Origin of the sequence: Pantoea sp. AG702 (genome assembly GCF_003182295.1) — a bacterium.
GTDB lineage: Bacteria > Pseudomonadota > Gammaproteobacteria > Enterobacterales > Enterobacteriaceae > Pantoea > Pantoea ananatis.
Genome location: NZ_QGTU01000001.1, coordinates 1285337 through 1309134, shown reverse-complemented (window position 1 = coordinate 1309134; position 23798 = coordinate 1285337). Strand labels below are relative to the sequence as shown.

Annotated in this window: 18 protein-coding genes, 1 tRNA gene, 2 other RNA genes and 2 pseudogenes; 15 read left to right on the top strand and 8 right to left on the bottom strand. The window is 53.4% G+C overall.

Going from position 1 to position 23798, the window contains the following annotated elements; all coding sequences use genetic code 11:
* Positions 1 to 43 precede the first annotated feature (43 nt).
* Positions 44 to 1456 (bottom strand): FAD/NAD(P)-binding protein, encoded by a 1413-nt coding sequence (locus DFO57_RS06265; protein WP_110015180.1) that lies wholly within the window; start codon positions 1454 to 1456, stop codon positions 44 to 46.
* Between the two features lie 15 nt (positions 1457 to 1471).
* Positions 1472 to 2644 (bottom strand): FMNH2-dependent alkanesulfonate monooxygenase, encoded by a 1173-nt coding sequence (gene ssuD, locus DFO57_RS06260; RefSeq protein ID WP_013026120.1) that lies wholly within the window; start codon positions 2642 to 2644, stop codon positions 1472 to 1474.
* A 278-nt stretch (positions 2645 to 2922) separates the two neighbouring features.
* Here ssuD and DFO57_RS06255 point away from each other — a divergent pair, with 278 nt between their 5' ends.
* The 4 genes from DFO57_RS06255 to DFO57_RS06240 all read left to right on the top strand — a co-directional run bounded on the left by DFO57_RS06255 (position 2923) and on the right by DFO57_RS06240 (position 6911).
* The gene (locus DFO57_RS06255) at positions 2923 to 4809 is read left to right on the top strand and encodes an aliphatic sulfonate ABC transporter substrate-binding protein (protein WP_026020924.1); all 1887 of its coding nucleotides are present in this window, start codon (positions 2923 to 2925) and stop codon (positions 4807 to 4809) included.
* Between the two features lie 94 nt (positions 4810 to 4903).
* Entirely contained in the window at positions 4904 to 5851 is a 948-nt protein-coding gene (locus DFO57_RS06250) for a sulfonate ABC transporter substrate-binding protein (RefSeq protein WP_015700094.1), read from the top strand.
* Between the two features lie 324 nt (positions 5852 to 6175).
* Complete coding sequence (locus DFO57_RS06245; protein WP_110015179.1) at positions 6176 to 6568, top strand: type II toxin-antitoxin system RelE/ParE family toxin; 393 nt, start codon at positions 6176 to 6178, stop codon at positions 6566 to 6568.
* Positions 6558 to 6911 (top strand): DNA-binding transcriptional regulator, encoded by a 354-nt coding sequence (locus DFO57_RS06240; protein WP_014605595.1) that lies wholly within the window; start codon positions 6558 to 6560, stop codon positions 6909 to 6911. The genes DFO57_RS06245 and DFO57_RS06240 overlap by 11 nt, the downstream gene beginning before the upstream one ends.
* Before the next feature lie 91 nt (positions 6912 to 7002).
* On the opposite strand, the gene DFO57_RS06235 is transcribed toward DFO57_RS06240, so the two are convergent.
* The 6 genes from DFO57_RS06235 to pmrA form a co-directional block, all read right to left on the bottom strand.
* A non-coding RNA gene (locus tag DFO57_RS06235) (RtT sRNA) lies at positions 7003 to 7127 on the bottom strand.
* Between the two features lie 41 nt (positions 7128 to 7168).
* Positions 7169 to 7293: non-coding RNA, RtT sRNA (locus DFO57_RS06230), on the bottom strand.
* Positions 7294 to 7335: 42 nt separating this feature from the next.
* A tRNA-Ser gene (locus DFO57_RS06225) sits at positions 7336 to 7423 on the bottom strand.
* Positions 7424 to 7630: 207 nt separating this feature from the next.
* On the bottom strand, positions 7631 to 8170 hold the full coding sequence (msrA, locus tag DFO57_RS06220) for a peptide-methionine (S)-S-oxide reductase MsrA (protein ID WP_024472094.1): 540 nt from the start codon (positions 8168 to 8170) through the stop codon (positions 7631 to 7633).
* A 362-nt stretch (positions 8171 to 8532) separates the two neighbouring features.
* The gene (gene pmrB / locus DFO57_RS06215) at positions 8533 to 9600 is read right to left on the bottom strand and encodes a two-component system sensor histidine kinase PmrB (protein WP_013026114.1); all 1068 of its coding nucleotides are present in this window, start codon (positions 9598 to 9600) and stop codon (positions 8533 to 8535) included.
* Positions 9597 to 10283 carry a two-component system response regulator PmrA gene (gene pmrA / locus DFO57_RS06210; protein ID WP_013026113.1) on the bottom strand — a complete coding sequence of 229 codons (687 nt, stop codon included), beginning with the start codon at positions 10281 to 10283 and terminating at the stop codon, positions 9597 to 9599. Before pmrA ends, pmrB begins: the two co-directional genes overlap by 4 nt.
* Positions 10284 to 11168: 885 nt before the next feature.
* On the opposite strand from pmrA, the gene otsB reads away from it, so the two are divergent.
* From otsB to DFO57_RS06160, 11 genes and pseudogenes are all read left to right on the top strand, one after another.
* Positions 11169 to 11957, top strand: coding sequence for a trehalose-phosphatase (otsB, locus tag DFO57_RS06205; RefSeq protein WP_078828734.1), 789 nt, complete (start codon positions 11169 to 11171; stop codon positions 11955 to 11957).
* Positions 11954 to 13390 carry an alpha,alpha-trehalose-phosphate synthase gene (gene otsA, locus DFO57_RS06200; protein WP_110015178.1) on the top strand — a complete coding sequence of 479 codons (1437 nt, stop codon included), beginning with the start codon at positions 11954 to 11956 and terminating at the stop codon, positions 13388 to 13390. The genes otsB and otsA overlap by 4 nt, the downstream gene beginning before the upstream one ends.
* Positions 13391 to 14382: 992 nt before the next feature.
* A complete protein-coding gene (gene flhD, locus DFO57_RS06195; protein WP_006120236.1) occupies positions 14383 to 14733 on the top strand; it encodes a flagellar transcriptional regulator FlhD in 351 nt (116 codons plus the stop codon).
* On the top strand, positions 14733 to 15311 hold the full coding sequence (gene flhC, locus DFO57_RS06190) for a flagellar transcriptional regulator FlhC (RefSeq protein WP_013026109.1): 579 nt from the start codon (positions 14733 to 14735) through the stop codon (positions 15309 to 15311). The genes flhD and flhC overlap by 1 nt, the downstream gene beginning before the upstream one ends.
* Before the next feature lie 130 nt (positions 15312 to 15441).
* The gene (motA, locus tag DFO57_RS06185; RefSeq protein WP_006120238.1) at positions 15442 to 16329 is read left to right on the top strand and encodes a flagellar motor stator protein MotA; all 888 of its coding nucleotides are present in this window, start codon (positions 15442 to 15444) and stop codon (positions 16327 to 16329) included.
* The gene (gene motB / locus DFO57_RS06180; protein ID WP_013026108.1) at positions 16326 to 17600 is read left to right on the top strand and encodes a flagellar motor protein MotB; all 1275 of its coding nucleotides are present in this window, start codon (positions 16326 to 16328) and stop codon (positions 17598 to 17600) included. The genes motA and motB overlap by 4 nt, the downstream gene beginning before the upstream one ends.
* Positions 17601 to 17611: 11 nt before the next feature.
* Positions 17612 to 19606 (top strand): chemotaxis protein CheA, encoded by a 1995-nt coding sequence (cheA, locus tag DFO57_RS06175; protein WP_014593908.1) that lies wholly within the window; start codon positions 17612 to 17614, stop codon positions 19604 to 19606.
* Positions 19607 to 19629: 23 nt separating this feature from the next.
* The gene (cheW, locus tag DFO57_RS06170) at positions 19630 to 20127 is read left to right on the top strand and encodes a chemotaxis protein CheW (RefSeq protein ID WP_013026106.1); all 498 of its coding nucleotides are present in this window, start codon (positions 19630 to 19632) and stop codon (positions 20125 to 20127) included.
* 268 nt (positions 20128 to 20395) lie between these two features.
* A pseudogene (locus DFO57_RS23055) lies at positions 20396 to 20863 on the top strand (Tar ligand binding domain-containing protein); the annotation flags it as partial.
* A gap of 126 nt (positions 20864 to 20989) precedes the next feature.
* Positions 20990 to 21958 (top strand): annotated as a pseudogene (locus tag DFO57_RS23050) (methyl-accepting chemotaxis protein); the annotation flags it as partial.
* Positions 21959 to 22069: 111 nt separating this feature from the next.
* Positions 22070 to 23746 (top strand): methyl-accepting chemotaxis protein, encoded by a 1677-nt coding sequence (locus DFO57_RS06160; protein WP_014605659.1) that lies wholly within the window; start codon positions 22070 to 22072, stop codon positions 23744 to 23746.
* Positions 23747 to 23798 lie beyond the last annotated feature (52 nt).

Sequence of the window (23798 nt, the reverse complement as noted above, 5' to 3'; positions counted from 1 at the left end):
CTGTCGGGCCGCCCACTTCGTTGGGATGAAAAAGGGGGGTAAATTAATTAGTCAGAGAAAGGGGACATCGCTCATGACGCGTGTCATCAGTGAGGTTGAGCAACTGGCGCGCGACGGCCTCAGCATGTGTGGCAACCTGCGGCAGGCCCATTAATTCACCAAAACGTCCGCGCGCCGCAGGCCCGACCACATACAGATGAGGATTCGCCTGGCCCTGGGGGTTTAGCGTCTGTGACCGGGCATTGACATGAATTCCCAGCGCCAGCGGATCGGACTGAATAACGCCATCCTGAGCCAGCTGGTTGAGTAACGCATCGCGCTCAATCAACGCGCCATGCGCAGGACCGGTGGTGACGATGATCTTGTCCACCTCCAGCGCCTGTACGCCGCCGGAACGCGGTTGCAGGCTGAGCCTGACGGCAGAGGGCAACGCCGCCGCCGCGGTCAGTCGTGCGGCGAGCACGCTGAGTGTGCCGCTGCGTTGGTGGTGCTTTAACACCTGCCCAACCTGGGGGGCAATCCGATAACGGTGAACGTCCCACCATGGCCGCAGATGCCGCAGGAAACGCCGTTGTTCATCCAGCGACAGGCTTTGCCAAATCGCCTGACCGTTGTGACGGACCTCATCGAACACCACCTGCCACGGGATGTGCCTGGCCGCCGCCTGGCGAATTTCCTGTCTGATCCGGCGTAGCCATGCGCGAACGCCCAGAGGTTTGCTGAAATCAATACCAAGATGCCAGCTGAAATTGTCCTCAGTGAGGCTGGAACGCGGAAGCTGACCGCGTCGGGAAAAGACGGTGACTGGCCCGCGATGTCCCTGACGGTCCAGGGTCGCAACCATGTCTGACATGGTTAAGCCGGTACCCACAATGGCAACCCGGTCGTCAGGCGCAATCTGTGACAGGGCACCTTCCCGCCAGGGATCGGCAATCAGTGCAGGGTGAGGTGCCAGCGAAGCCAGGGCTGAGGGAAGTTGAGGCGCGGGATGGCTGATGGCCAGTACCACGATATCAGCATCGAGATGCGCACCGGATGCGGTGCTGACCGTACCTTGTCGCAGCGCAACGGCGCGGTCCTGCACATGCAACAGCTCAACAGGAGAATGCTGTTTTACTGCATCAAACTGTTCACTGACCCACTGGCCAAACTGCCTGCGCTGCGGAAAAACCGTGCCGTCGTGCCATTCAGCCGCCGCATCCCTGGCAAATGCGGCAGAGGCACGGAACCAGCGCTCAAAGCTGCCTTCCTCGTCGCCGGCGAGTTGCATACGCGAGGCGGGCACGTTGGTGCGATGCGCCGGATCGGTGGTCGAGTAAGCTACGCCCTGGGCCAACTGCGCGCGGGGTTCGATGACCGTGACGCGCAGGCCCGCGCCGCCCAGACGACCAAGATGAACGGCCAGCGCCGTTCCGCTGAATCCTCCACCCACAATGACAATATGCTGCTCGGACATACACTGCCTCTCTGATTAGCTTGCACTGGCCTGTTTTTCGGGACGACGGTCGCCTCCGATGGTTTCGCCAAAAGGACCGGTATTAACCGTGCGCTGTTTATTTCCCGCAGGGGTTGAAAGCGGCAACAGCGGCATCAGCAAATCGGCAACCCGGTGTGCTTCTTCGAGATGCGGATAACCGGACAGAATAAAGTTATCAATGCCCAGCGCCTGGTATTCCCGAATCCGTTCCGCGACCTGCTGCGGATTTCCCACCAACGCGGTACCCGCGCCGCCGCGTACCAGACCGACGCCAGCCCATAAGTTGGGACCGATGCGCAGTCCATCACGCGAGCCACCGTGGAGTGCGCTCATGCGAGCCTGTCCGGTCGAATCCATTCTGGCAAAGATTTTCTGGGCGGCGGCGATGGTGTCTTCATCCAGATGTGCGATCAGCTTATCCGCCGCGGCCCAGGCTTCTTCCTCGGTTTCCCGCACGATGACGTGAAGACGAATACCGTAGGAAAGCGTCCTGCCGCGTTCCTCTGCGCGCTTCCGCACCCCTTCAAGTTTAGCGGCAACCTGCGCTAAGGGTTCGCCCCAGGTCAGATAGGTATCAACCTGACGGGCTGCAACGTCAACCGCTTCATCGGATGAGCCACCGAAATAAAGCGGTGGACCTTCGGCCTGTACCGGTGGAAAGAGAATTTCAGCCCCTTCCACGTGAATATGTTCCCCGTGATAGTCCACTTTCTCTCCTTTAAGCAGGCGGGAATAGACATCAAGAAACTCACGGGTGACCTGATAACGTTCTGCGTGGCTGAGAAAAATGCCGTCGCCCTTGTTTTCAACCGGATCGCCGCCGGTCACCACATTGATCAGCAAACGTCCTTCAGACAGACGATCCAGCGTAGCCGCCATGCGCGCCGCCAGGCTGGGTGGCTGCAATCCCGGCCGGACGGCTACCAGATAGCGAAGCTGTTTGGTAATCGGCACCAGCGCAGAGGCTACCAGCCAGGCATCTTCGCAGCTTTTTCCAGTGGGAATTAAAACGCCATAGAAACCCAGATTATCGGCGGCAAGGGCTACCTGTTGCAGATAGGGCAGGTCTACCGCTCTGCCGCCCTGGGTGGTTCCCAAATAACGCCCGTCACCATGTGTCGGTAAGAACCAAAAAAGATTGATGTTTTTTTCAGCGGTATCAGGCATTAGCAGATTCCTTTATAACGATATTTGAAATTGGCAATTAGAAAATTCATTTTCAGTTATATAGCTTTAAGCAGGATACGTGCCAACAGGTTAAGTGTTTTTTATTTTTTAATATCAATAAGATAGGTTTTTATTGCGGCGGCGGCTGCTGCTGCAAATGCAGCAATGTGTGAAGGATGCTGCTGTATTTGCAGCAAATCACGCTGGGCAGCGGCTCGTTTCTGGCCGCAACAAGGGATATCTTTAGCGCTCTCTCACTCACTCAGCAGGAACGCGCTATGCAACACGCTGGCCCCGATTTAATTGACCCTGCTTCCCTGGCGTTCAGGCATATTCTGGATCAGCTGGCGCCCACGGACGCGACCGTATTAATCATTGGTGAAACCGGCACGGGCAAAGAGGTGATGGCGCGCTATCTGCATCATCACAGCCCGCGCCGCCATGCGCCCTTTATGGCAGTGAACTGCGGTGCGCTAACGGAGAGCCTGGCAGAATCAGAACTCTTTGGTCATGAGAAGGGGGCATTTACCGGCGCGACCGACCGTCATCGTGGCTGGTTTGAGGCCGCGCAGGGCGGGACGTTACTGCTGGATGAAATCGGCGAGCTGAGCCTGCCCCTTCAGGTCAAACTGCTTCGCGTACTGCAGGAAAGGGAAATTACCCGCGTGGGATCTTCTCGCGCAGTAAAAGTTGACGTCCGGGTGATTGCCGCGACGAACCGCGATCTGACGACTGCGATAGCCGAGCGGCGGTTTCGCGAGGATCTCTACTACCGGTTAAACGTCGCCAGCGTTGCCTTGCCGCCGCTGCGCCAGCGGTGTGAGGATATCCCGGTTCTGGCTAACTATTTTCTGCAAAGCTATGCGCGCCGACTGGGACGACCGCAGCTGCGCCTGAGCGACGAGGCAATGGAAACGCTCAAGGCCCATTCATGGCCAGGGAATATACGGGAGCTGGAAAATACATTACATAACGCGGTGCTGCTCTGTGAAACACCGCAGGTAGAACCACAACAGCTGCGGCTGGGCACGGTGACGGGCACGGGGCGGGTACAAAAGCAGGATGCGCTTGATGATTTTATTCGCCAGCAGATCCAGTGCAGTGACACGCCACTTTATCCCCGCGTCATTGAGGCACTGGTGAGAAATGCCTATGAACTAAGCCAGGGCAACCAGTTACAGGCCGCGGCGTTGCTGGGGATTAGCCGTAACAGCCTGCGTACGCATCTTGGCCATTACGGCATCATCAAGCCGCGTCGCAGCCTGACGTCAACCCTTCGCACCGCGTCAACAACGGGCGCGCAGGAGCGCGAGTTGCGAATTGGTTATCAAAAGTTTGGCAACCTTGGCATCCTCAAAGCGCGCCAGCAGCTTGAACAGCAGCTCGCCGGGCAAAACGTCAGCATCCTGTGGAGCGAATTTCCCGCCGGGCCTCAGCTGCTGCATGCGCTGAGCAATCGGGAAATTGATTTTGGCACCACCGGCGAAGTACCGCCTTTATTTGCCCAGGCCAGTCACTGTTCTCTGGTGTACGTTGCCTGGGAGCCGCCCGCGCCACAAAGCGTGGCGCTGCTGGTGGCTAAGCACAGTCAGATAAACCAGATGGCAGACTTAAGAGGCAAACGTATTGCCGTAAATAAAGGTTCCAACGTGCATTTTCTGCTGCTGCAAATCCTTGATGAGGCGGGGATGACGCCAGAGGACGTGCGGATTGTGTACGCGCCGCCTAAATACCCGCTCACGCCCAGCGATCTGAATGCCGTTGATGCATGGATGATGTGGGATCCTCTGCTGAGCGAGGCAGAAAAAGGGGAACAGCTCCGGGTCATTGCCGACGGCGTAGGACGGGTGAATAACCATCAGTTCTACCTTGCCGATCGCCACTTCGCGAACCAGTCTCCAGACCTTTTAGAAATACTGGTAACCGCGCTGGAGCAGACGGGGCGCTACATTGATGCCCATCCTAAAGAGGCCGCCGGGCTGCTGGCCGGGGAGCTAGGGATGTCTGATCGCGCGCTGCGCCTGGCGCTGGCCCGGCGGAGCCACCAGACGCAACCAATGAATCTGGCGATCATTCGGGAGCAGCAGAGAATCGCGGATCGTTTCTACGCGCTGGGCCTGTTTCCCCGCGCGATTAACGTACGTGACGCGGTGTGGTCGCAATGACGTTTTATGACTAAAGATAGAAGTTTTACGCATTAAGGCGTTGAGGCCTGGTTTGCTATGTTGCGCTGACGACAACACCACTCAGGAAAGAGACATGAAAAAAATTATATTCAGCGCACTGCTTGCGGTCGCGCACATTAGCAGCATCGTGACGGCACACGCAGAAGAGAAACCCAGGGTAGTGAATATCGGTTTTCAGAAAGCCAACATTTTTGCCTTACTGAAATACCGGGGCACGCTCGACAGTGAATTCAAAAAGCAGGGGATTGCCGTGCACTGGGTGGAATTTCCGGCGGGACCGCAAATGCTGGAAGGGCTCAACATAGGCAGCATCGATCTGGCCGCAACGGGTGATGCGCCGCCAACTTTTGCGCAAGCCGCGCAGGCTGACCTGGTTTATCTGGGCCATTCACCGGCAAATCCACAAACCGAAGCCATAGTGGTGCCTGCGGATTCGACGATAAAAAGTGTCAAGGATTTAAAAGGCAAGCGCGTCGCCCTGAACAAGGGATCGGATGTGAATTATCTTCTGGTATCAGCCCTTGAGCAGGCGGGGCTAAAATACAAGGATATCACGCCGGTTTATCTTCCTCCTGCTGATGCGCGAGCGGCTTTCCAGCGAGGCGCTGTAGATGCATGGGTCATCTGGGACCCTTACCTGGCGGAAGTAGAAACCACCGCCGGCGCGCGGCTGCTTAAAAATGCCGAGGGGCTGGTACCGCACTACACCTTTTATCTGGCCAGCCGCAAATTTGCGGAAGGTCATCCAGACGAGGCCAAAGAGGTTCTTTCAGAGCTGCAAAAGCTGAGCAGCTGGGCCAATAAAAACCAGGGCGAAGCCGCGAAAATTCTGTCTGGCTCGACTGGCCTGCCCGAACCTATCTGGCAGCGCGCGCTGGCAAGAATGCCCTTAGGGGCCGAGCGGATGACGCCGGATGTTTTCAAAGAGCAGCAGGCACTGGCAGATAAATTTACACAAATTGGTTTATTGCCGGTGAAGGTCGATGTCCGCAGCGCGACATGGTCGCTGGATAAAAAGTAACGGGTGAATGTGTTAAAGGGCCTGCCGGGTAGACCGGTAGGCCTTTTGTATTGGTGGGGGATACATTTCGTAGCGCGTAATTTTTTGGGGAGCGGCTCGCACTTCGCGTACGCAAGGCGTGAACAGGTGAGTGGGGAATCTGAATCGCTGATAGTGTGGGCGGGTGTTATTCATGGCCAGCGGTAATGGCGATGCGCACCGATTGGATTTCTTACTTTTTTACAAATAGCTTCAGATCCATTTGGACGTAAGACCAGGGGCCTTTGGCTTGTGAAGTGTAGTAATCATTACTATAATTCTCGCCATAACGAAAAGGGACTTTTCATGGGTTTTACGCTTTATGTTCATAAACGTTTTGACAGAGTGTTTAAAAAAACGCGTCTGACAGACAGCGTCCTGTGTTACGCAGCAGGTGACGTTATTACTGGCGTGTTTGAGGCTGACTTAGGCGGTGGCGTTATTAAAAAGCGTCTTGCTCTTCACCAAGGCAAGCGTGGCGGCGTGCGAACGGTCATCTTCTTCAGACAAGGCACCAACCTGGTTTATTACGATGGATGGGGCAAAAACTTGTCGAGGAAATACGCCAGGGAAATCGATGAAGATCAGCTGGATACCTACAGGGATGTGGCAAGAATGTTTTTCCGTGCAAATAGTGAAGTGATGAGCCTGCTCGTCAGAAGCGGAATGGTCAGAGAGGTTAAATGTAATGAAAACTGAACCCGCCGAATTGAGTGAACTACTTGAAGATGCGAAAGCGTTTCATGCGTTAGGACTGGCAACAGATGAAGAAGTGGAGTCCATAGCAAAGCGCGCAAAAAATCGTGAACTCCGTGCCCGTATTGCATCAGTAAAGCCCATGACAGCAACTGAAATCAAAGACGTGCGCATGCGTTGGGGAATGTCGCAATCGCTTGTGGCGCTCTCATTTGGCATGACGGTCGATAGCGTATCGAAATGGGAGCGAGGTGAAATCACACCGAGCCCACCGGTGATGCGGATGCTGCAACTCCTTCGCGATAACGGCCCTGAACTCTTTACCTCTAAGCATCAAGGTATCTAGACGCCGAACCCCGGTCGGAGCTTCTCATCCCCCTCAGCGCAGAATATGCAAAAAAAAAGTCCAGAGGTTAGTCTGGACTCTTCTTTCAATGTGGCGGTGAAAGGGGGATTCACTCGCTGCGCTCGCCCTTCGGGTGGCCTTGCGGCCATGCAAAACGGCGGGCCGTTTTGTCGAACCCCGGTCGGGGCTTCTCATCCCCCTCGGCGGAGAATATGTAAAAAAAAGCCTGAACGTGAGTTCAGGCTCTTCTTTGAAGATGGCGGTGAGAGGGGGATTCACTCGCTGCGCTCGCCCTTCGGGTGGCCTGACGGCCATGCAAAACGGCGGGCCGTTTTGTCGAACCCCGGTCGGGGCTTCTCATCCCCCTCAGCGCAGAATATGCAAAAAAAAAGTCCAGAGGTTAGTCTGGACTCTTCTTTGAATGTGGCGGTGAGAGGGGGATTCGAACCCCCGATACGTTGCCGTATACACACTTTCCAGGCGTGCTCCTTCAGCCACTCGGACACCTCACCGCAAATTGTTGCTGACCGCGCTGGGTCAACGGGGCGCTACTATAGGGAGTAGGCCTGAAACGGTCAAGCACTATTTTTCTCTTTTTTTCTATTCGCTTAAGCTCTGAACGAATCGCGTTAAGGCTGCGCAAATCGCGGTTTTTTGGCGCCAAAAACGCGATATTGCACAGCGTAACAGAAGGGGGAAATTCGCTGGGTTGCCTGAGCTTACGGCGCGCTTTTTACGCGGTTGGCAAAACTCTTGCGCAGCTTTTGCAGTTTGGGGGGAATCACCGCCATGCAGTAACCGTTGCGCTGACCGGCGCCTTCCCAGTAATCCTGATGATAACCTTCAGCGGGATACCAGGCTTTTAACGGTTCAATGGTGGTCACAACAGGCTCAGCATGATCCTGTTGGGCACGCGCGATGGCCGCTTTGGCTTCGGCTTCCTGCTCCGGCGTCTCAACAAAAATCGCGGAACGATACTGTGTACCGATGTCATTGCCCTGACGATTGAGCTGGGTCGGATCGTGGGTCGCAAAGCTGATGTCCAGCAAATCGCCATAGCTGATCTTTTCAGCATCAAAACCAATACGAATGGCTTCGGCATGACCGGTTGCGCCGCTGCACACCTGCTCGTAGGTGGGATTAGGGCGCGCACCGCCGGTATAACCACTTTCCACTGACTCAACGCCGATCACATCTTTAAAGACCGCTTCTGTACACCAGAAACAGCCGCCTGCGATCACTGCATATTGGATAGCCATAAAATTACTCCTGTCTGGTCTGAAGGAAAGAGGTGGGGATGAGATCGATCGTTTTCAACGTCACACAAGGCATTTCAGGCCGTTGCCAGGCTTTAGCGGGGTGGTGACATGGCGTGAGACGAATGATTTAGCGTAGCAGGGATCGATCGCCTGCGCCTGGCGGGCAGCCTGAAGGCGCGGCAGGTTAATGTTTCCTTAATATAAGAAAGCGATACTGCATGAAACATCACTGGAGAGATCGATGAAAACCCCCACCGTATCCGTCAGTTCTGTTCCGTCTCGCAGCCTCAGCGAATATCTAGCCGTGATTATTGCCGCCGGCACAGTGATTGCGTTTCTGGTCTGCTGGTTCAACGGCTAAATCACGCAGTAGCGAAGTTTACCCTGGCGCGGCAGCCTGAACGATCTGGGCGATTTTCCAGCAGGAATTGTCCGCCATGGAGCTGGACAATCCGGCTGACAATGCTCAACCCCAGGCCAATTCCGCCGTAGCCGGTATCCATGCGTACAAAGGCTTTACTCAGTTCACCGCGCATACTTTCATCAATGCCGTTCCCTTCATCCTCAATGATGAGCGACAGCCCGGCTGTTGCCTCAATACGCACCGTAATGTTTCCGCCCGATGGACTATAGCGATGAGCATTCTCTACCAGGTTACGCAGTAGCATTCTCAGCAAGATGGCATCGCCCTTCACCCGGAACATGTCCTCGACCTCCAGGGTCAGAGTCTGCTCGCGCGTCTCCAGCATTGCACTCAACTCAGCCTCCATCGGCAGGATGACTTCCTCTACTATCTCAACATTCTGATAACTGCCAGAGGTGAACTGCTGACCTGCACGCGTGAGTTGCAACAGTTGAGAGACATTGCCAGACATCTGATCAAGCCGCTGTAATAACGGTTGTGTATCGACGGCCTGGTTGCGCTGTAACAGTTCAAGATGCAAACGCAGCCCAGCGAGCGGCGTACGCAGTTCATGAGCAACATCGGCAGTAAAGAGGCGTTCGCGTTCAAGACTGGCGGTCAACCGCGCAACAAGTCGGTTAATGGACTGCGTGACGGCATCAATCTCCTGAACGGAGCCTTCAAAGATAATCGGCTCGAGGTTCACCTCACTCCGGCTTTCCAGCTCATGCTGCAGTTGATAAAGCGGGCGAGTGATCCATCTTACCGCCTGATAGCACAGCAGTAGCGTCAGGCTAATCATGACCAGGCTGGGCAGCGCCAGGCTCAGGATGGCTTCACGGACCTCTTTATCCACGTGCTTATCCATGTTGCGGTTAAGCAGGTTGGCTTCCACCAAAAACTGCACCTGCTCTTTACTCTCATGCCAGAGCCAGGCCACGCTGATCAACTGAAAAAACAGCATGATCATGCCAATCGTGAGCATCAGCCGGAAACGCATGGTATTGCCAGAACGGTAGGGATTCATTCGGGTGATGACTCGTTTTCTGCGCGCGGCTGAGATAAGGCATAGCCAAAACCGCGAACCGTTCGGATCGTGGCTTTGCCCACCTTGTCGCGCAGGTTATGAATATGGACTTCCAGCGTATTGGTGGAGGGCTCATTATCAAAGTTGTAGATGTCCTGATACAGCAACTCACGGTGAACCGGATGGCCTGCTTTCAACATCAACCGGGACAGAATGGAAAACTCTTTGGGCGTCAGGTCGAGCAGCACGTCATCCAGATGAATCTGGCGGTGGGTCATATCCAGTGAGAGATTACCCACTTCGAGGCGGGAATCGCCCTGGTTAACGTGACGCCTGATCAGCGCGCGAATCCGTGCCAGCAACTCATCCAGCGCAAAAGGCTTAATCAAATAGTCATCAGCGCCGGCATCGAGTCCGGCTATGCGCTCTTCAATGGTATCGCGTGCGGTCAGGATTAAAACGGGCTGCATCTGCTTTTGACGACGCAGGCGTTGCAGTAAATGCAGGCCGTCTTCGTCCGGCAGGCCGATATCCAGCACCACCAGGCTGTAAAGTCCGCTGGCAAGGTGGGCTTCGGCAGAACGGACCGTTGAAACACCATCGCACACATAGCCTGCACCTTCCAGCGCCAGTACCAGCCCCTGAAGTAGCAGGGCATCGTCTTCAACAATCAATATTTTCATAAGTTCTGAAACCCTTTACGAATCGGCGCTGGCAGTGAGAAAGGCAGATAAAGCGTGTTTGAGTCCCCATCGTGTGGGTGAACAGGACAAGCGCCCCGGCTATTGTGACCGAAAGCAACGTAAACGCCTATTGCGTCAGGGAATCTCAGCCTATTAATCGATGGCAAACGACGCGTAACCTTTACCGAATGCCGCGATAACGCTGAGAGACTGCCTGACGCAATGCCACATTCAGACGAATGGCAACGCCGTATGACGAAAACCTTGCCAGGGCAATAAAGCTGTCGCGATATAGCAAAACATAAAATGCCGCATTGCCAAAAGGACGTAATCAGTAATAGGGGAAAGCGACGCCCAAAAAATGATTTCATACGGAAAGGAATTATTAATCCAGGACGGATGGAAAGTCATTAATTACTATTATCACCGATTAAAAAGCGTTCATGAAACCAACAAAATACCGCCCATCCGTGTACGCGCGAATGAGTTGACAATAATTTTAAACAGTCTGCTGATTAAAGATTAAGAAAACCTTAAACAGGGCCATTTATTACACTTTTATTTCATTGCTGAGCGCTTGATAAAAAGACGGTAAGCGCTCAGGGATCGGTCCGGGCCAGTCCAGGGCATTGGAAAGCGAGACGGCTGGCACAGGAAATGCATATTCCTGGCAGAACGAAATTTAGCGACTACACTTTATGGGGCGACAATAGCAGCCAGCGGATTTATCAGCATCAAAACACATTTGTTTTTTGAGAAAGGGTTGTTGAATTGCAGGGTTTTACCACGCAGTCTCCTTACTTCACATGGCCTTGAGCCAACCTCTTGCTGAAACGTCCTCTGCTGTGATGTCCTGATGATGAACCTATTTACAGGAGAAGACACGTGACCCAGATGGCAGATAGTGATGCCTCATTTCCGTCATTGAGCGGCGGTCTGTATGCCTTCTTTTTTGATGTCGATGGCACGCTGGCAGCGATTCAGTCCCAGCCCGATGCTGTTTTCATTCCAGAAAATGTCGTCGCAGAACTGCAACGGCTCTCATCGTTATGCCATGGCGCAGTGGCGCTGGTTTCTGGCCGACCTGTCGAACAACTGGATGCGCTGGCGGCGCCTCTGCGGGCACCGGCAGCCGGCGTGCATGGAGCTGAACGGCGCGATGCGACAGGCGAACTGCATCGGGTGACTTTGCCAGATGATGTTGAACGTCCGCTCAAACGCCTGCTTGAGGAGGCGATGGAGCAGTGGCCGGGTACGCAGTTAGAAGCCAAAGGCATGGCTTTCGCGCTTCATTACCGTCGCGCGCCGCAGCACGAACAGGATGTCATGCAACTGGCTCAGGCTGCGGTGGCGCGTTTTAACGGCCTTGCGCTGCAACCCGGCAAATGCGTTGTAGAAATCAAACCCACCGGGATTGATAAAGGCGCAGCCGTCCATAAATTTATGCAGGAAGCCCCATTCTCAGGCCGTATCCCGGTGTTTATCGGGGATGACCTGACCGATGAAAAAGGATTCGCTGCGGTGAATGCCCTGCAGGGAATCTCTATAAAAGTGGGGGAAGGCCCCAGTCAGGCGCATTATCGTTTACATGACGTTACGGATGTCTATGCCTGGCTTGAAACAACACGATTACAATTAGAGCAAGACAACATTGGTAAGGAGTGTAGGTTATGAGTCGTTTAGTGGTTGTATCTAACCGTATCGCCATGCCAAATGGGAACAAAACCGGTGCTGGCGGCCTGGCCGTCGGCATTCTGGACGCGCTGAAGAGCACGGGCGGACTCTGGTTTGGATGGAACGGTGAGATCAGTGAGTTTTCAGGTGAAGAAGAAAATCCGGTATCGGTAATGGAACATGACGGTATTGAATATGCCTCTTTCCCTCTGAGCCAGAACGAATACGATCTTTACTACTGCCAGTTTTCAAACACCGTTATCTGGCCCGCCTTTCACTACCGGTTAGACTTAGTTCAGTTCCAGCGCGAAGCCTGGGAAGGCTACTGTGAGGTCAATGATGCGGTCGCGCAGCGATTAAAGCCGCTGATTAAGCCGGATGACATTCTGTGGATCCACGATTACCACTTTTTACCTTTTGCCGCTGCATTGCGTCGGGCTGGCATTAACAACCGTATCGGCTTCTTCCTGCATATTCCTTTCCCTACGCCGGAAATTTTCAACGCGCTGCCTCCTCATAAGGAACTGCTGGAGATGCTGTGCGAATACGATCTGCTAGGCTTCCAGACAGAATCAGATCGTGTGGCTTTCCTCGACAGTGTCAGCCAGTTGACCCAGTTGCAGAATAAGGGTGACAAGAAACACCGCGCCTATGGCAATACCTTTATGACAGAGGTCTACCCGATAGGGATTGAACCCGACAGCATTAAAGAGATGGCTGAAGGGCCGTTGCCACCGAAGATGGCCGCGATGAAAAAAGAGCTGGGCGATGCCCGCAACATCATCGCCTGTGAGCGTCTGGACTACTCCAAGGGGTTACCAGAACGTTTCCTGGCTTATGAGGCGCTGCTGGAAAACTTCCCTCAGCATCACGGCAAAATACGCTATTCCCAGATTGCGCCCACGTCACGCGGTGATGTGCAGGCTTACCAGGATATTCGTCATCAGCTTGAAACGGAAGCAGGGCGCATTAACGGTAAATACGGGACACTGGGCTGGACGCCGCTGTACTACCTTAACCAGCACTTTGACCGTCGTCTGTTGATGAAAATCTTCCGTCTGACCGACGTGGGGCTGGTGACGCCGTTACGTGATGGGATGAACCTGGTTGCGAAAGAGTATGTTGCGGCACAGGACCCGGATGATCCGGGCGTACTGGTACTGTCCCGCTTTGCCGGTGCGGCGAATGAGCTGACCTCGGCATTGATCGTGAATCCCTATGACCGGGATGAGGTGGCCGCTGCGCTGGACAAAGCCATTACTATGCCGCGCACGGAAAGAATTTCTCGCTATAACGATATGATGGCGGTTCTGCGTAAGAACGACATCACCGTATGGCGCGAAAGCTTCCTACGCGATCTCGAAAAGATTGCGCCACGTAGCGCCGATCATGGAATGGCGAATAAAGTGGCCACATTTCCAAAACTCGCCTGATGCCGCAGCAAGCCAGGGATGGCTTGCTGTTTGTCGTATTTGACCCTCGCTTGCCGTCTGCAAACGCTCCTTATGTTTTAATCAGTTACCCTTAACTCAAAGGCGGTCCCGTACCGCGGCAGGACACTATTCCGGCACTTTTGCTGTCAAAATGACCCATTAAAATGTCAAAACACTATTTTTACCTGGTTAAGCTAAAGTTTTGAAGATCCGGGCCGATACTCTTAGTGCACAAAACTATCTTGCCTGCAATTCATTCACGTTATTAATGTAACTCCTTGTTACATCGACGATCACCCTCTAAACACCTTGCTGTCACCCTTTACAACGGATTGCCAGAACGCGCCTAATCCCCATCGCCTGCCGGACATGGCTGTTGCCCCTTACTCTGCAGTAAAACGCTAACTGACTAATTTAAAAACAAATAATTGTTTCTGCTGGCAGCACATTCCACTGCTTTTATGGTTTTGAATGGTTCTAAATAGGGTACAAATTGCATTCGTGAACATAAACCTGACCTCAACGGTCTGATTTGGCTTTTGCGGCCGTTTTGTTGCTAATTAAGTCCTGGTTAGGACAAATCCCTACAAAAAAAACGTAATTTCGCTCAAAAAACACACAGTCAAAATGTGATCATAAAGTATTTCTGAAGAAAAAAGGCTCAAAAGTGTGACCTGTGTCACACTTTATCCAAAATTTCACTGAACTGTCGTTGTATGTGAGGATCAGACGATATAGATTTGCCTTGTTTTCGGATTAGTCTTAAAAAATGTATGAAGGCCTCACGGAAGAAGGTTGAAGACTTAAGAATAAGGTGGACTGAAAAAATTGACTTCTGACCCAAAACACAGGGTCGTAAAAAGAAGCAGCACTCAGAACCATTTGCCTTTTATGTTTAATTATTTTTGCCATCTTTAGATTTACCAACCAGCAGCTCGATACGCAGAGATGTTATCTGCGGTAAGTTACGTCGCGTCTCTCAGGATGGAAAAATGGGTACATCTGAATTACTAAAACATATTTACGATATCAACTTGTCATATTTACTGCTCGCGCAGCGATTAATTAACCAGGAAAAAGCTTCGGCAATGTTTCGCCTCGGGATCGATGAAAAGATGGCAGATGCGTTGTCAGAATTAACCTTACCTGAAATGGTAAAATTAGCTGAGACCAATCAACTTGTGTGTCAGTTTCGTTTTACCGATAGCACCGTTATTAATCGCCTGACGCAGGAATCTCGCGTGGATGATTTGCAACAGATCCACACCGGGATTTTGTTATCCAGCCGTTTATTACGCAGCGCGTCCAAAGACGCCGCGCCTACTAAAAAGAGGGCGGTATAATGGGTGAAAAAAGTATTGTTCAGGAAGCGCGCGATATTCAGCTCGCCATGGAGCTGATTACCCTGGGTGCGCGGTTACAAATGCTGGAAAGCGAAACGCAGCTGAGCCGCGGTCGCTTGATTAAACTGTATAAAGAGTTGCGTGGTAGTCCACCACCTAAAGGCATGTTGCCTTTCTCTACTGACTGGTTCATGACGTGGGAACAAAATATTCATGCTTCCATGTTCTGTAACGCCTGGACTTTCTTACTGAAAACCGGTTTGAGCAAAGGTATTGATGCGGTAATCAAAGCCTACCGCCTCTATCTTGAGCAGTGCCCGCAATCGGACGAGGGCCCGCTGTTGGCGCTGACACGCGCCTGGACCCTGGTGCGATTCGTCGAAAGCGGTATGCTGGAATTATCGGATTGTAAAAGCTGCAACGGCAGCTTTATTAATCATGCACATCAGCCTGTTGGCAGCTTTGTCTGCAGCCTGTGCCAGCCACCATCACGTGCCGTAAAAAGACGTAAACTTTCTGCAGATACTGCCGATATCTTTCCACAACTGCTGGATGAACAGGTTAAACACGCCGTTTAAATTTGTTCGCAATGTGGAAGTCATCCAGCAGCGGTTAATCCCGCTGCTTTTTTTTTGCCTCCACGTGGTGAACATCACCTGGGTTTCTGGCTTAACGTCGACCAACACGTTACGGACGTAAGGATTTTTTGTGCTGATAATTTTAGGTTACATCGTTGTATTAGGTTCCGTGTTGGGCGGATACGCTTTAGTGGGCGGCCATCTTGGCGCGCTTTACCAGCCTGCAGAACTGCTGATGATCGCCGGGGCGGGCGTCGGTGCGTTTCTGGTGGGCAACAACGGTAAATCGATCAAGAAGACCCTGAAGGCCCTGCCGCTCCTGTTTCGTGGCTCGAAATACAACAAAGCGGTCTATATGGATTTGATGGCGCTGCTGTATCGCCTGATGGCGAAATCACGCCAGCAAGGCATGTTGTCACTGGAGCGCGATATTGAAGATCCCGCTCAGAGCGAAATTTTTGCTAATTATCCCCGCATCTTAGCCGATAAACAGTTAGTAGATTTCATCACTGACTATTTACGCCTTATGGTCAGTGGCAACATGAATGCCTTCGAAATCGAAGCATTGATGGATGAAGAGATTGAAACCTACGAACACGAGTGTGAAGTTCCTGCGCAAAGTATCGCAGCAGTGGGCGATGGTCTGCCGGCTTTCGGTATCGTCGCCGCGGTGATGGGCGTAGTGCATGCCCTGGCGTCAGCCGACCGCCCAGCCGCAGAGTTAGGTGCGCTGGTTGCCCATGCAATGGTGGGAACCTTCCTCGGGATTTTACTGGCATACGGTTTTATTTCGCCGCTGGCGTCAGTGTTACGTCAGAAATGTGCAGAAACAACCAAGATGATGCAGTGCGTAAAAGTGACGCTGCTTTCAAGCCTGAACGGCTATGCGCCACAAATCGCCGTCGAGTTTGGCCGTAAAACGCTTTACTCCGCCGAGCGTCCTTCGTTCAGTGAACTGGAAGAGCACGTACGCAACGCGAAGAACCCGGCTAAACAGACTTCGGATCAGACCTCATGAAACATGGCAATCGCCCAATTGTGCTGATTAGAAAGCGCAAACATAAGAAACATGAAGGAGGGCATGGTTCATGGAAAATCGCTTATGCCGACTTCATGACGGCGATGATGGCATTTTTTATGGTGATGTGGCTGCTGTCGATCGCCAGCCCACAGCAGTTGATTCAGATAGCGGAATATTTTCAGACGCCCTTAAAAGTGGCGCTGACGGGTGGACAACGCAGCAGCGACAGCAGCAGCCCTATCCCGGGTGGCGGTGACGACCCAACGAAGAAAGAGGGTGAAGTTAAGAAGGTTGTGGATATGGATGCGCAGAAACGCAAGCTGGATGAGATTCGCCTCAACCGGTTACGTGAAAAGCTCGACCAGCTGATTGAAGCCGACCCGCGCCTGAAAGCACTGCGTCCGCATTTGATCATCAACATGGTGGAAGAGGGGCTGCGTATTCAGATTATCGACAGTCAGAATCGCCCAATGTTCAAAACCGGCAGCGCAGAAGTTGAACCTTATATGCGCGACATTTTGCGCGCGATTGCCCCGGTTCTGAACGACATCCCAAACCGAATCAGTATCGCGGGGCATACGGATGATATTCAGTACGCCGGTGGTGATAAAGGCTACAGCAACTGGGAGCTCTCTGCTGACCGCGCCAATGCGTCACGTCGGGAACTGGTGATTGGCGGACTGGATGGTGGAAAGATTCTTCGTATTGTCGGCATGGCTGACACGATGAAACTGAAAAACCGCGGGGGGGATGATGCCGTGAACCGCCGTATTAGTTTGCTGGTGTTGAACCACGATACCGAAGCCGCCATTGAGAAAGAGAATGCTGAAAGTGATGCCGTGCAGGTTAGCGATCCGGCTGCGTTTGAGAAAGTTACCGAACCATCAGCCTCCATCGGTACAGCAGCAGATAAAGCGGGTGCAGTGAAAACCGCAACCTCAGCACCGTCCGCCTCGGCAGGCGGTGCGATGAAAACGACAGCGTCTTCGCCGTCCGCCCCGGCGAACGGCACAGTGAAAACAGGCACTTCCACGCAGCCCGCGTCTTCAGCGGGTGCGGTGAAAACAGCAACGTCCGCACAACCAGCGTCTTCGACTGGTGCGGTAACAACCGTATCTCCCGCGCCGTCAGCCTTATCGACGGGTACGGTGATAACAGTAACCTCTGCACCGCCAGCGTCATCGGCTGGTGCGGTTAAAACAACCTCCGCGCCGTCAGCTTCGTCGGCTGGTGCGGTCACTACAGCAGCCCCCTCACAGCAGAGGTGATTCCCGTGAGCATGGACATCAGCGATTTTTACCAGACGTTTTTTGATGAAGCCGATGAGCTGTTAGCGGATATGGAGCAACACCTGTTGGGACTCGATCCCCAGGAACCTGACTCTGAACAGCTTAACGCCATCTTCCGCGCCGCCCACTCCATTAAAGGCGGGGCAGGAACCTTTGGTTTTACGGTTTTACAGGAAACAACCCATATCCTGGAAAACATTCTGGATGGTGCTCGTCGCGGCGAAATGCAGCTCAGCACCGACATCATCAATCTGTTTTTGGAAACTAAAGATATTATGCAGGAACAGCTCGATGCTTATAAAACCGCGCAAGAGCCTAACGCGGAAAGCTTCAAGTATATCTGTGAAGCATTACGCCAGCTGGCGTTAGAGGCTAAAGGTCTGCCGGTTGAAGCGCCGGTGGTGGTTGCCCTTGATGCACCGGTCAGTCAGGCAGAGTCCGCGCAAGCCGGCGCCGACGGCGTTCATCTGCAACTGGTCGATCTGAAAGAAAAAGACATTGATTTGATGCTGGAAGAGCTGGGTAACCTCGGCACAATCAGCGATGTCAAGAAAGGCAGCAACTCGCTTGAGTGCCACATTACGGGCGTTGGCAAAGACGATATCGTCGCCGTGCTCTGTTTTGTGATTGATGAATCCCAGATTCGCTTCCCGGAGGAGGGCGACGCAGCCCCAGCCGAGACAGCGCGCGCCGCTGAGCCTGAGGTGGCCGAAGTACAGACCGCGACCGTTACCGAATTGCCCGTTGCCGCAGCCAAACGCGAAAGCAAGCGCGTTGCCGCACCGGCGAAGACCAGCGAATCCAGCAGCATCCGTGTTGCCGTTGAGAAGGTCGATCAGCTGATTAACCTGGTGGGTGAGCTGGTAATCACGCAGTCAATGCTGGCACAGCGCTCTGGCGAACTGGATCCGGTGGCGCACGGCGAGTTGCTGAACAGCATGGGCCAGCTGGAGCGTAATGCGCGTGACCTGCAAGAGTCGGTGATGTCGATTCGTATGATGCCGATGGAATACGTATTCAGCCGCTTCCCGCGTCTGGTTCGCGATCTGGCCAGTAAACTGGGCAAAGAAGTCGAACTGACCTTACTCGGCAGCTCGACCGAACTGGATAAGAGCCTGATTGAACGCATTATCGATCCGTTAACGCACCTGGTGCGTAACAGCCTGGACCACGGCATTGAATCGCCTGATAAGCGTATTGCCGCAGGAAAAGTCGCGACGGGCAACCTGACGCTGTCCGCAGAACATCAGGGCGGCAACATCTGTATCGAAGTCTCCGATGACGGTGCGGGCCTGAACCGTGAGCGTATTCTTGCTAAAGCACTGTCATCCGGTCTACCGGTTCATGAAAACATGAGCGACGAAGAAGTCGGCATGTTGATTTTCGCGCCAGGCTTCTCCACCGCAGAACAGGTCACGGATGTGTCTGGCCGCGGCGTGGGCATGGACGTTGTGAAACGGAATATCCAGGAAATGGGTGGTCATGTCGAAATTGCCTCTAAACAGGGCAAAGGCACCACAATCCGTATCCTGCTGCCGCTGACGCTGGCCATCCTTGATGGCATGTCTGTACGCGTCGCGGATGAAGTCTTTATTCTGCCGCTGAATGCGGTGATGGAATCATTGCAGCCTCGCGCAGAAGAGTTGAAACCGCTGGCGGGTGGCGAATGTGTTCTGGAAGTCCGTGGCGAATATCTGCCGCTGGTTGAACTGTGGAACGTCTTTGATGTGAAAGATGCCAAAACAGAAGCGACACAGGGCATCGTGGTCATTTTGCAAAGCGCGGGCAAACGCTACGCCCTGTTGGTAGACCAGTTAATTGGTCAGCATCAGGTTGTTGTTAAAAACCTGGAAAGCAACTATCGCAAAGTACCAGGGATTTCAGCCGCCACCATCCTCGGCGATGGCAGCGTGGCGCTGATTGTTGACGTTTCGGCGTTGCAGTCACTTAACCGTGAAAAACGTGTGGCCGGCGCTGCCGCCTGATTGATAACGAAAGGGTAAATAACATGAGTGGAATGGCAACCGTGACAAAAATTGCTGGCGAAACCGTGGGCCAGGAGTTCCTGGTGTTCACGCTGGGTGATGAAGAATACGGCATCGATATTCTTAAGGTTCAGGAAATTCGTGGTTACGATCAGGTAACCCGCATTGCCAACACGCCGGATTTTATTCGCGGCGTAACGAACCTGCGTGGCGTGATTGTGCCTATCATCGATTTGCGTGTGAAATTTGCACAGGCAGACGTTGAGTACAATGAGAATACGGTCGTAATCGTTCTTAATCTGGAAAACCGCGTCGTCGGTATCGTGGTTGATGGCGTGTCTGACGTGCTGTCGTTGACGCAGGAACAGATCCGTCCTTCACCTGAGTTTGCCGTGACAATGTCCACCGAGTACCTCACCGGTCTGGGTGCGCTCGGCGACCGCATGTTGATTCTGGTTGACATCGAGAAGCTGCTGAGCAGCGAAGAGATGGCGCTGGTCGATAACCTGCGTACGGCATAATCCTTCTTCACGGGTCAGTCCAGGCTGGCCCGTGAGGTTCTGTGTCTTGTGTACAGCCTGAATTAGTGTGATCCGCTTAACCCACGCATCGCTTCCACCTCTCATTTTTCCCCTGTTGTCTGTGACCTGGGCCACTAAAAAACACCCTCAGCTGATATCAATAATTACAAAAGCCCTAATTGCCGCTTTTTCACTGAAGTTGACTAAACCCTCTCTCTTTCCCGCCGATACAGCCCCTGCACTTTACTTTTTATGCTCGGGGAAAAAGATGTTAAAACGAATAAAAGTCGTGACCAGTCTTATCGCGGTACTGATGCTTTTCGGTGCCATGCAGCTGCTGTCAGGCAGCCTGTTCTGGTCAGCGCTGAATAATGATAAAGAGGCCTTTGCACTGTCACAAATTTCCACCCGGAACGTTGCGGCGATGACCGATGCCTATATGGCGCTGAACCAGTCTCGTACCACCCTCAACCGCGCAATGTTGCGCCTGCAAACCAGCCTGGCGTCTCAAATGAACGGCGGCCAGCTGGACAGCCTGACAGAGAAAGCCGTTAACGAGGCGAATAAAGGTGAGCAGTACCTGGCAGAATTTAACGCGATTCCGGAAACACCGGGCGCAGATACGGAAATGCGCGATCGACTGCAAAACGATTTTAAGGCCTATCTGACCGGTCTGCGCGGCATGATCGCCAGCCTGAAAGCGAAAGATCTGGAAGGCATGTTTAAACAAAATATTGAACAGAAGCAGCAGGCGATGCAGGCCACCTATTCCGCATGGCGCCTGAAGCAAAGCGAACTGTCCGCACACGGCGCAGAGCAGAATCAACAGGCCTTCACGCAGATGATGTGGATGCTCGGCATGGTGGGCGTGCTGGTGATTGTGGTTATTCTGGGCTGCTGGTTTGGACTGCGTCAGCTCTTGATTCAACCGCTTCAACGTCTGCTGGTGGATATTCGCACCATTGCTTCTGGCGACCTGACGCAACCCATTCTGGTGGAAGGCCGCAATGAGATGAGCCAACTGGCCGCCGGCATCCATGAGATGCAGCATTCGTTGGTATCGACCGTGGGTGAGGTTCGCAGCGGGTGTGATGCCATTTTCACCGGCGCCAGTGAAATCGCGGCCGGGAATAACGATCTGTCTGCGCGTACGGAAGAGCAGGCAGCTTCGCTTGAACAAACGGCAGCCAGCATGGAGCAGTTAACGGCGACGGTAAAACAGAACGCAGATAACGCACGTCAGGCTTCTCAACTGGCACAAACCGCATCCGAAACCGCGCTGCAGGGCGGTAAAGTGGTGGATGGCGTGGTGACCACCATGCAGGAAATTGCCGGCAGTTCGAAGAAAATCGCAGACATTATCAGCGTTATCGACGGCATTGCTTTCCAGACCAATATTCTGGCGCTTAACGCTGCCGTAGAAGCGGCGCGTGCCGGTGAGCAGGGCCGTGGCTTTGCCGTGGTGGCGGGTGAAGTCCGCAGTCTGGCACAGCGCAGTGCTCAGGCAGCAAAAGAGATCAAAGGGTTAATCGAAGATTCAGTGGCGCGCGTTAACAGCGGCTCGCTTCAGGTTGAAAGCGCGGGCAGCACCATGAATAACATCGTGGGCGCGGTAACACGCGTGACCGATATCATGGGCGAAATCGCTTCTGCATCTGACGAGCAAAGTCGCGGCATCGATCAGGTGGGCCAGGCCGTAACGGAAATGGATCGTGTGACACAGCAGAACGCCTCGCTGGTCGAAGAGTCAGCCGCCGCGGCCGCCGCGCTGGAGCAACAGGCCAGCGCCCTGTCCCAGGCCGTATCCGTCTTTAAAATCTCGCGCGTTTAAGTTTTCCCAACCTCTTTTTACGGCCAGCGTGAACCTGTCTTCACGCTGGCCGTAAAGTTCCGCACGTCCGGGCCGATAAACAGAATCGAATTGCTAATGAATGAGGTTTCTATGTTTAGTCGAGTACGTGTTGTCTCCGGTCTTCTCTGTGTATTGGCACTGTTCGCGCTACTGCAAATTTTTTCGGGTGGCGTGTTCTATAAGACGGTGACAGAAGATAAAGAAAATTTTGCCTATAACCAACGTCTGAGTACGCTTCAACGCGCCATGGGCACCTCTTGGGTCGCACTGGTACAGGCGCGAAATACCTTAAACCGCGCCGGGATCCGTTATTTGCAGGATGGGCAAATGGCCGGCTCAGGTGCCACCGTTAAAGAGCTGGTGGCGCTGGCAGATAGTGAATTAAAGCGTGCGGAAGAAGGCTATGCCATGTTCAATGCCAATCTTTCTGAGAAAGGCAAAAGTGCAGAAAACGTACTGACGCTGCAGGCAAACTATAAGCAATTCCATGACGGACTCGCGGAACTGATCGTATTTCTTGGCAACGGTAACTTTAAAGGGTTTGTAGACCAGCCGACGCAGAGCTATCAGGACAAATTCCAGAAAGACTACGATGCCTGGCTTAACTACAACCTTCAACTCAGTCAGCAGGGCGTGGATGCCAACAATGCCGCCTATCAACGCATGATTATGCTGGTTGTAGGGACGCTGTTGGTCACGCTGTTGGTGATTGTGCTGGTCTGGAATCTGATGCGCAGCCTGCTTATTCGACCGCTCAAAGAGAGCATTGAACATATTCAGCACATCGCAGGCGGCGATCTCACGCAGCCCATCAACATTAGCGTACGTAATGAAATTGGCGATCTGCTGACCTCGCTGCAGGACATGCAACGTTCTCTGGTGCGCACAGTCAGCACCGTGCGAGACGGCGCAGATGCAATTTATACCGGGGCCAGCGAAATTGCCGTCGGTAATAACGATCTTTCTTCACGAACCGAACAGCAGGCGGCATCGCTGGAGCAAACGGCGGCCAGCATGGAAGAACTTACCGCGACCGTAAAACAAAATGCGGAAAATGCCCGTCAGGCTTCAAAGCTGGCGCTGAATGCCTCTGAAACCGCGCAGCAGGGTGGCAAAGTCGTTGATGGCGTGGTCACGACCATGAAAGAAATTGCCGGCAGCTCACGGAAAATTGCGGACATTATCAGCGTCATTGATGGTATCGCTTTCCAGACCAACATCCTGGCGTTGAACGCAGCGGTTGAAGCCGCGCGAGCTGGCGAACAGGGACGAGGCTTTGCCGTGGTAGCTGGTGAGGTTCGTAACCTGGCCCAGCGCAGCGCACAGGCGGCAAAAGAGATTAAAGGCCTGATTGAAGACTCCGTTGGTCGCGTTAACACCGGCTCAGTGCTGGTTGAGAGCGCGGGCGATACCATGAATGAGATCGTCAGTGCGGTGACGCGCGTGACCGACATCATGGGTGAAATTGCTTCTGCGTCGGACGAACAGAGCCGTGGTATCGACCAGGTCGGTCAGGCGGTGACCGAGATGGATCGCGTAACACAACAGAACGCCTCGCTGGTGGAAGAGTCTGCTGCAGCCGCCGCGGCGCTGGAAGATCAGGCCAGTAACTTAAAACAAGCGGTTTCTGCCTTCAATATTGGTAAAGAAATTGTCACGCAGGCCGTTAACAAGACTACGGCGGCAAAAAATTTACGTTTAGAAAGTCCGTCAGAAGGCATTCGCCAGCCATCACCGCGCGGTGATGAGAACTGGGAAACCTTTTAATTGCCTGGATGGCCCAGCCGCTGAGACGCGGTTGGGCGTAGCAGCAGATGTT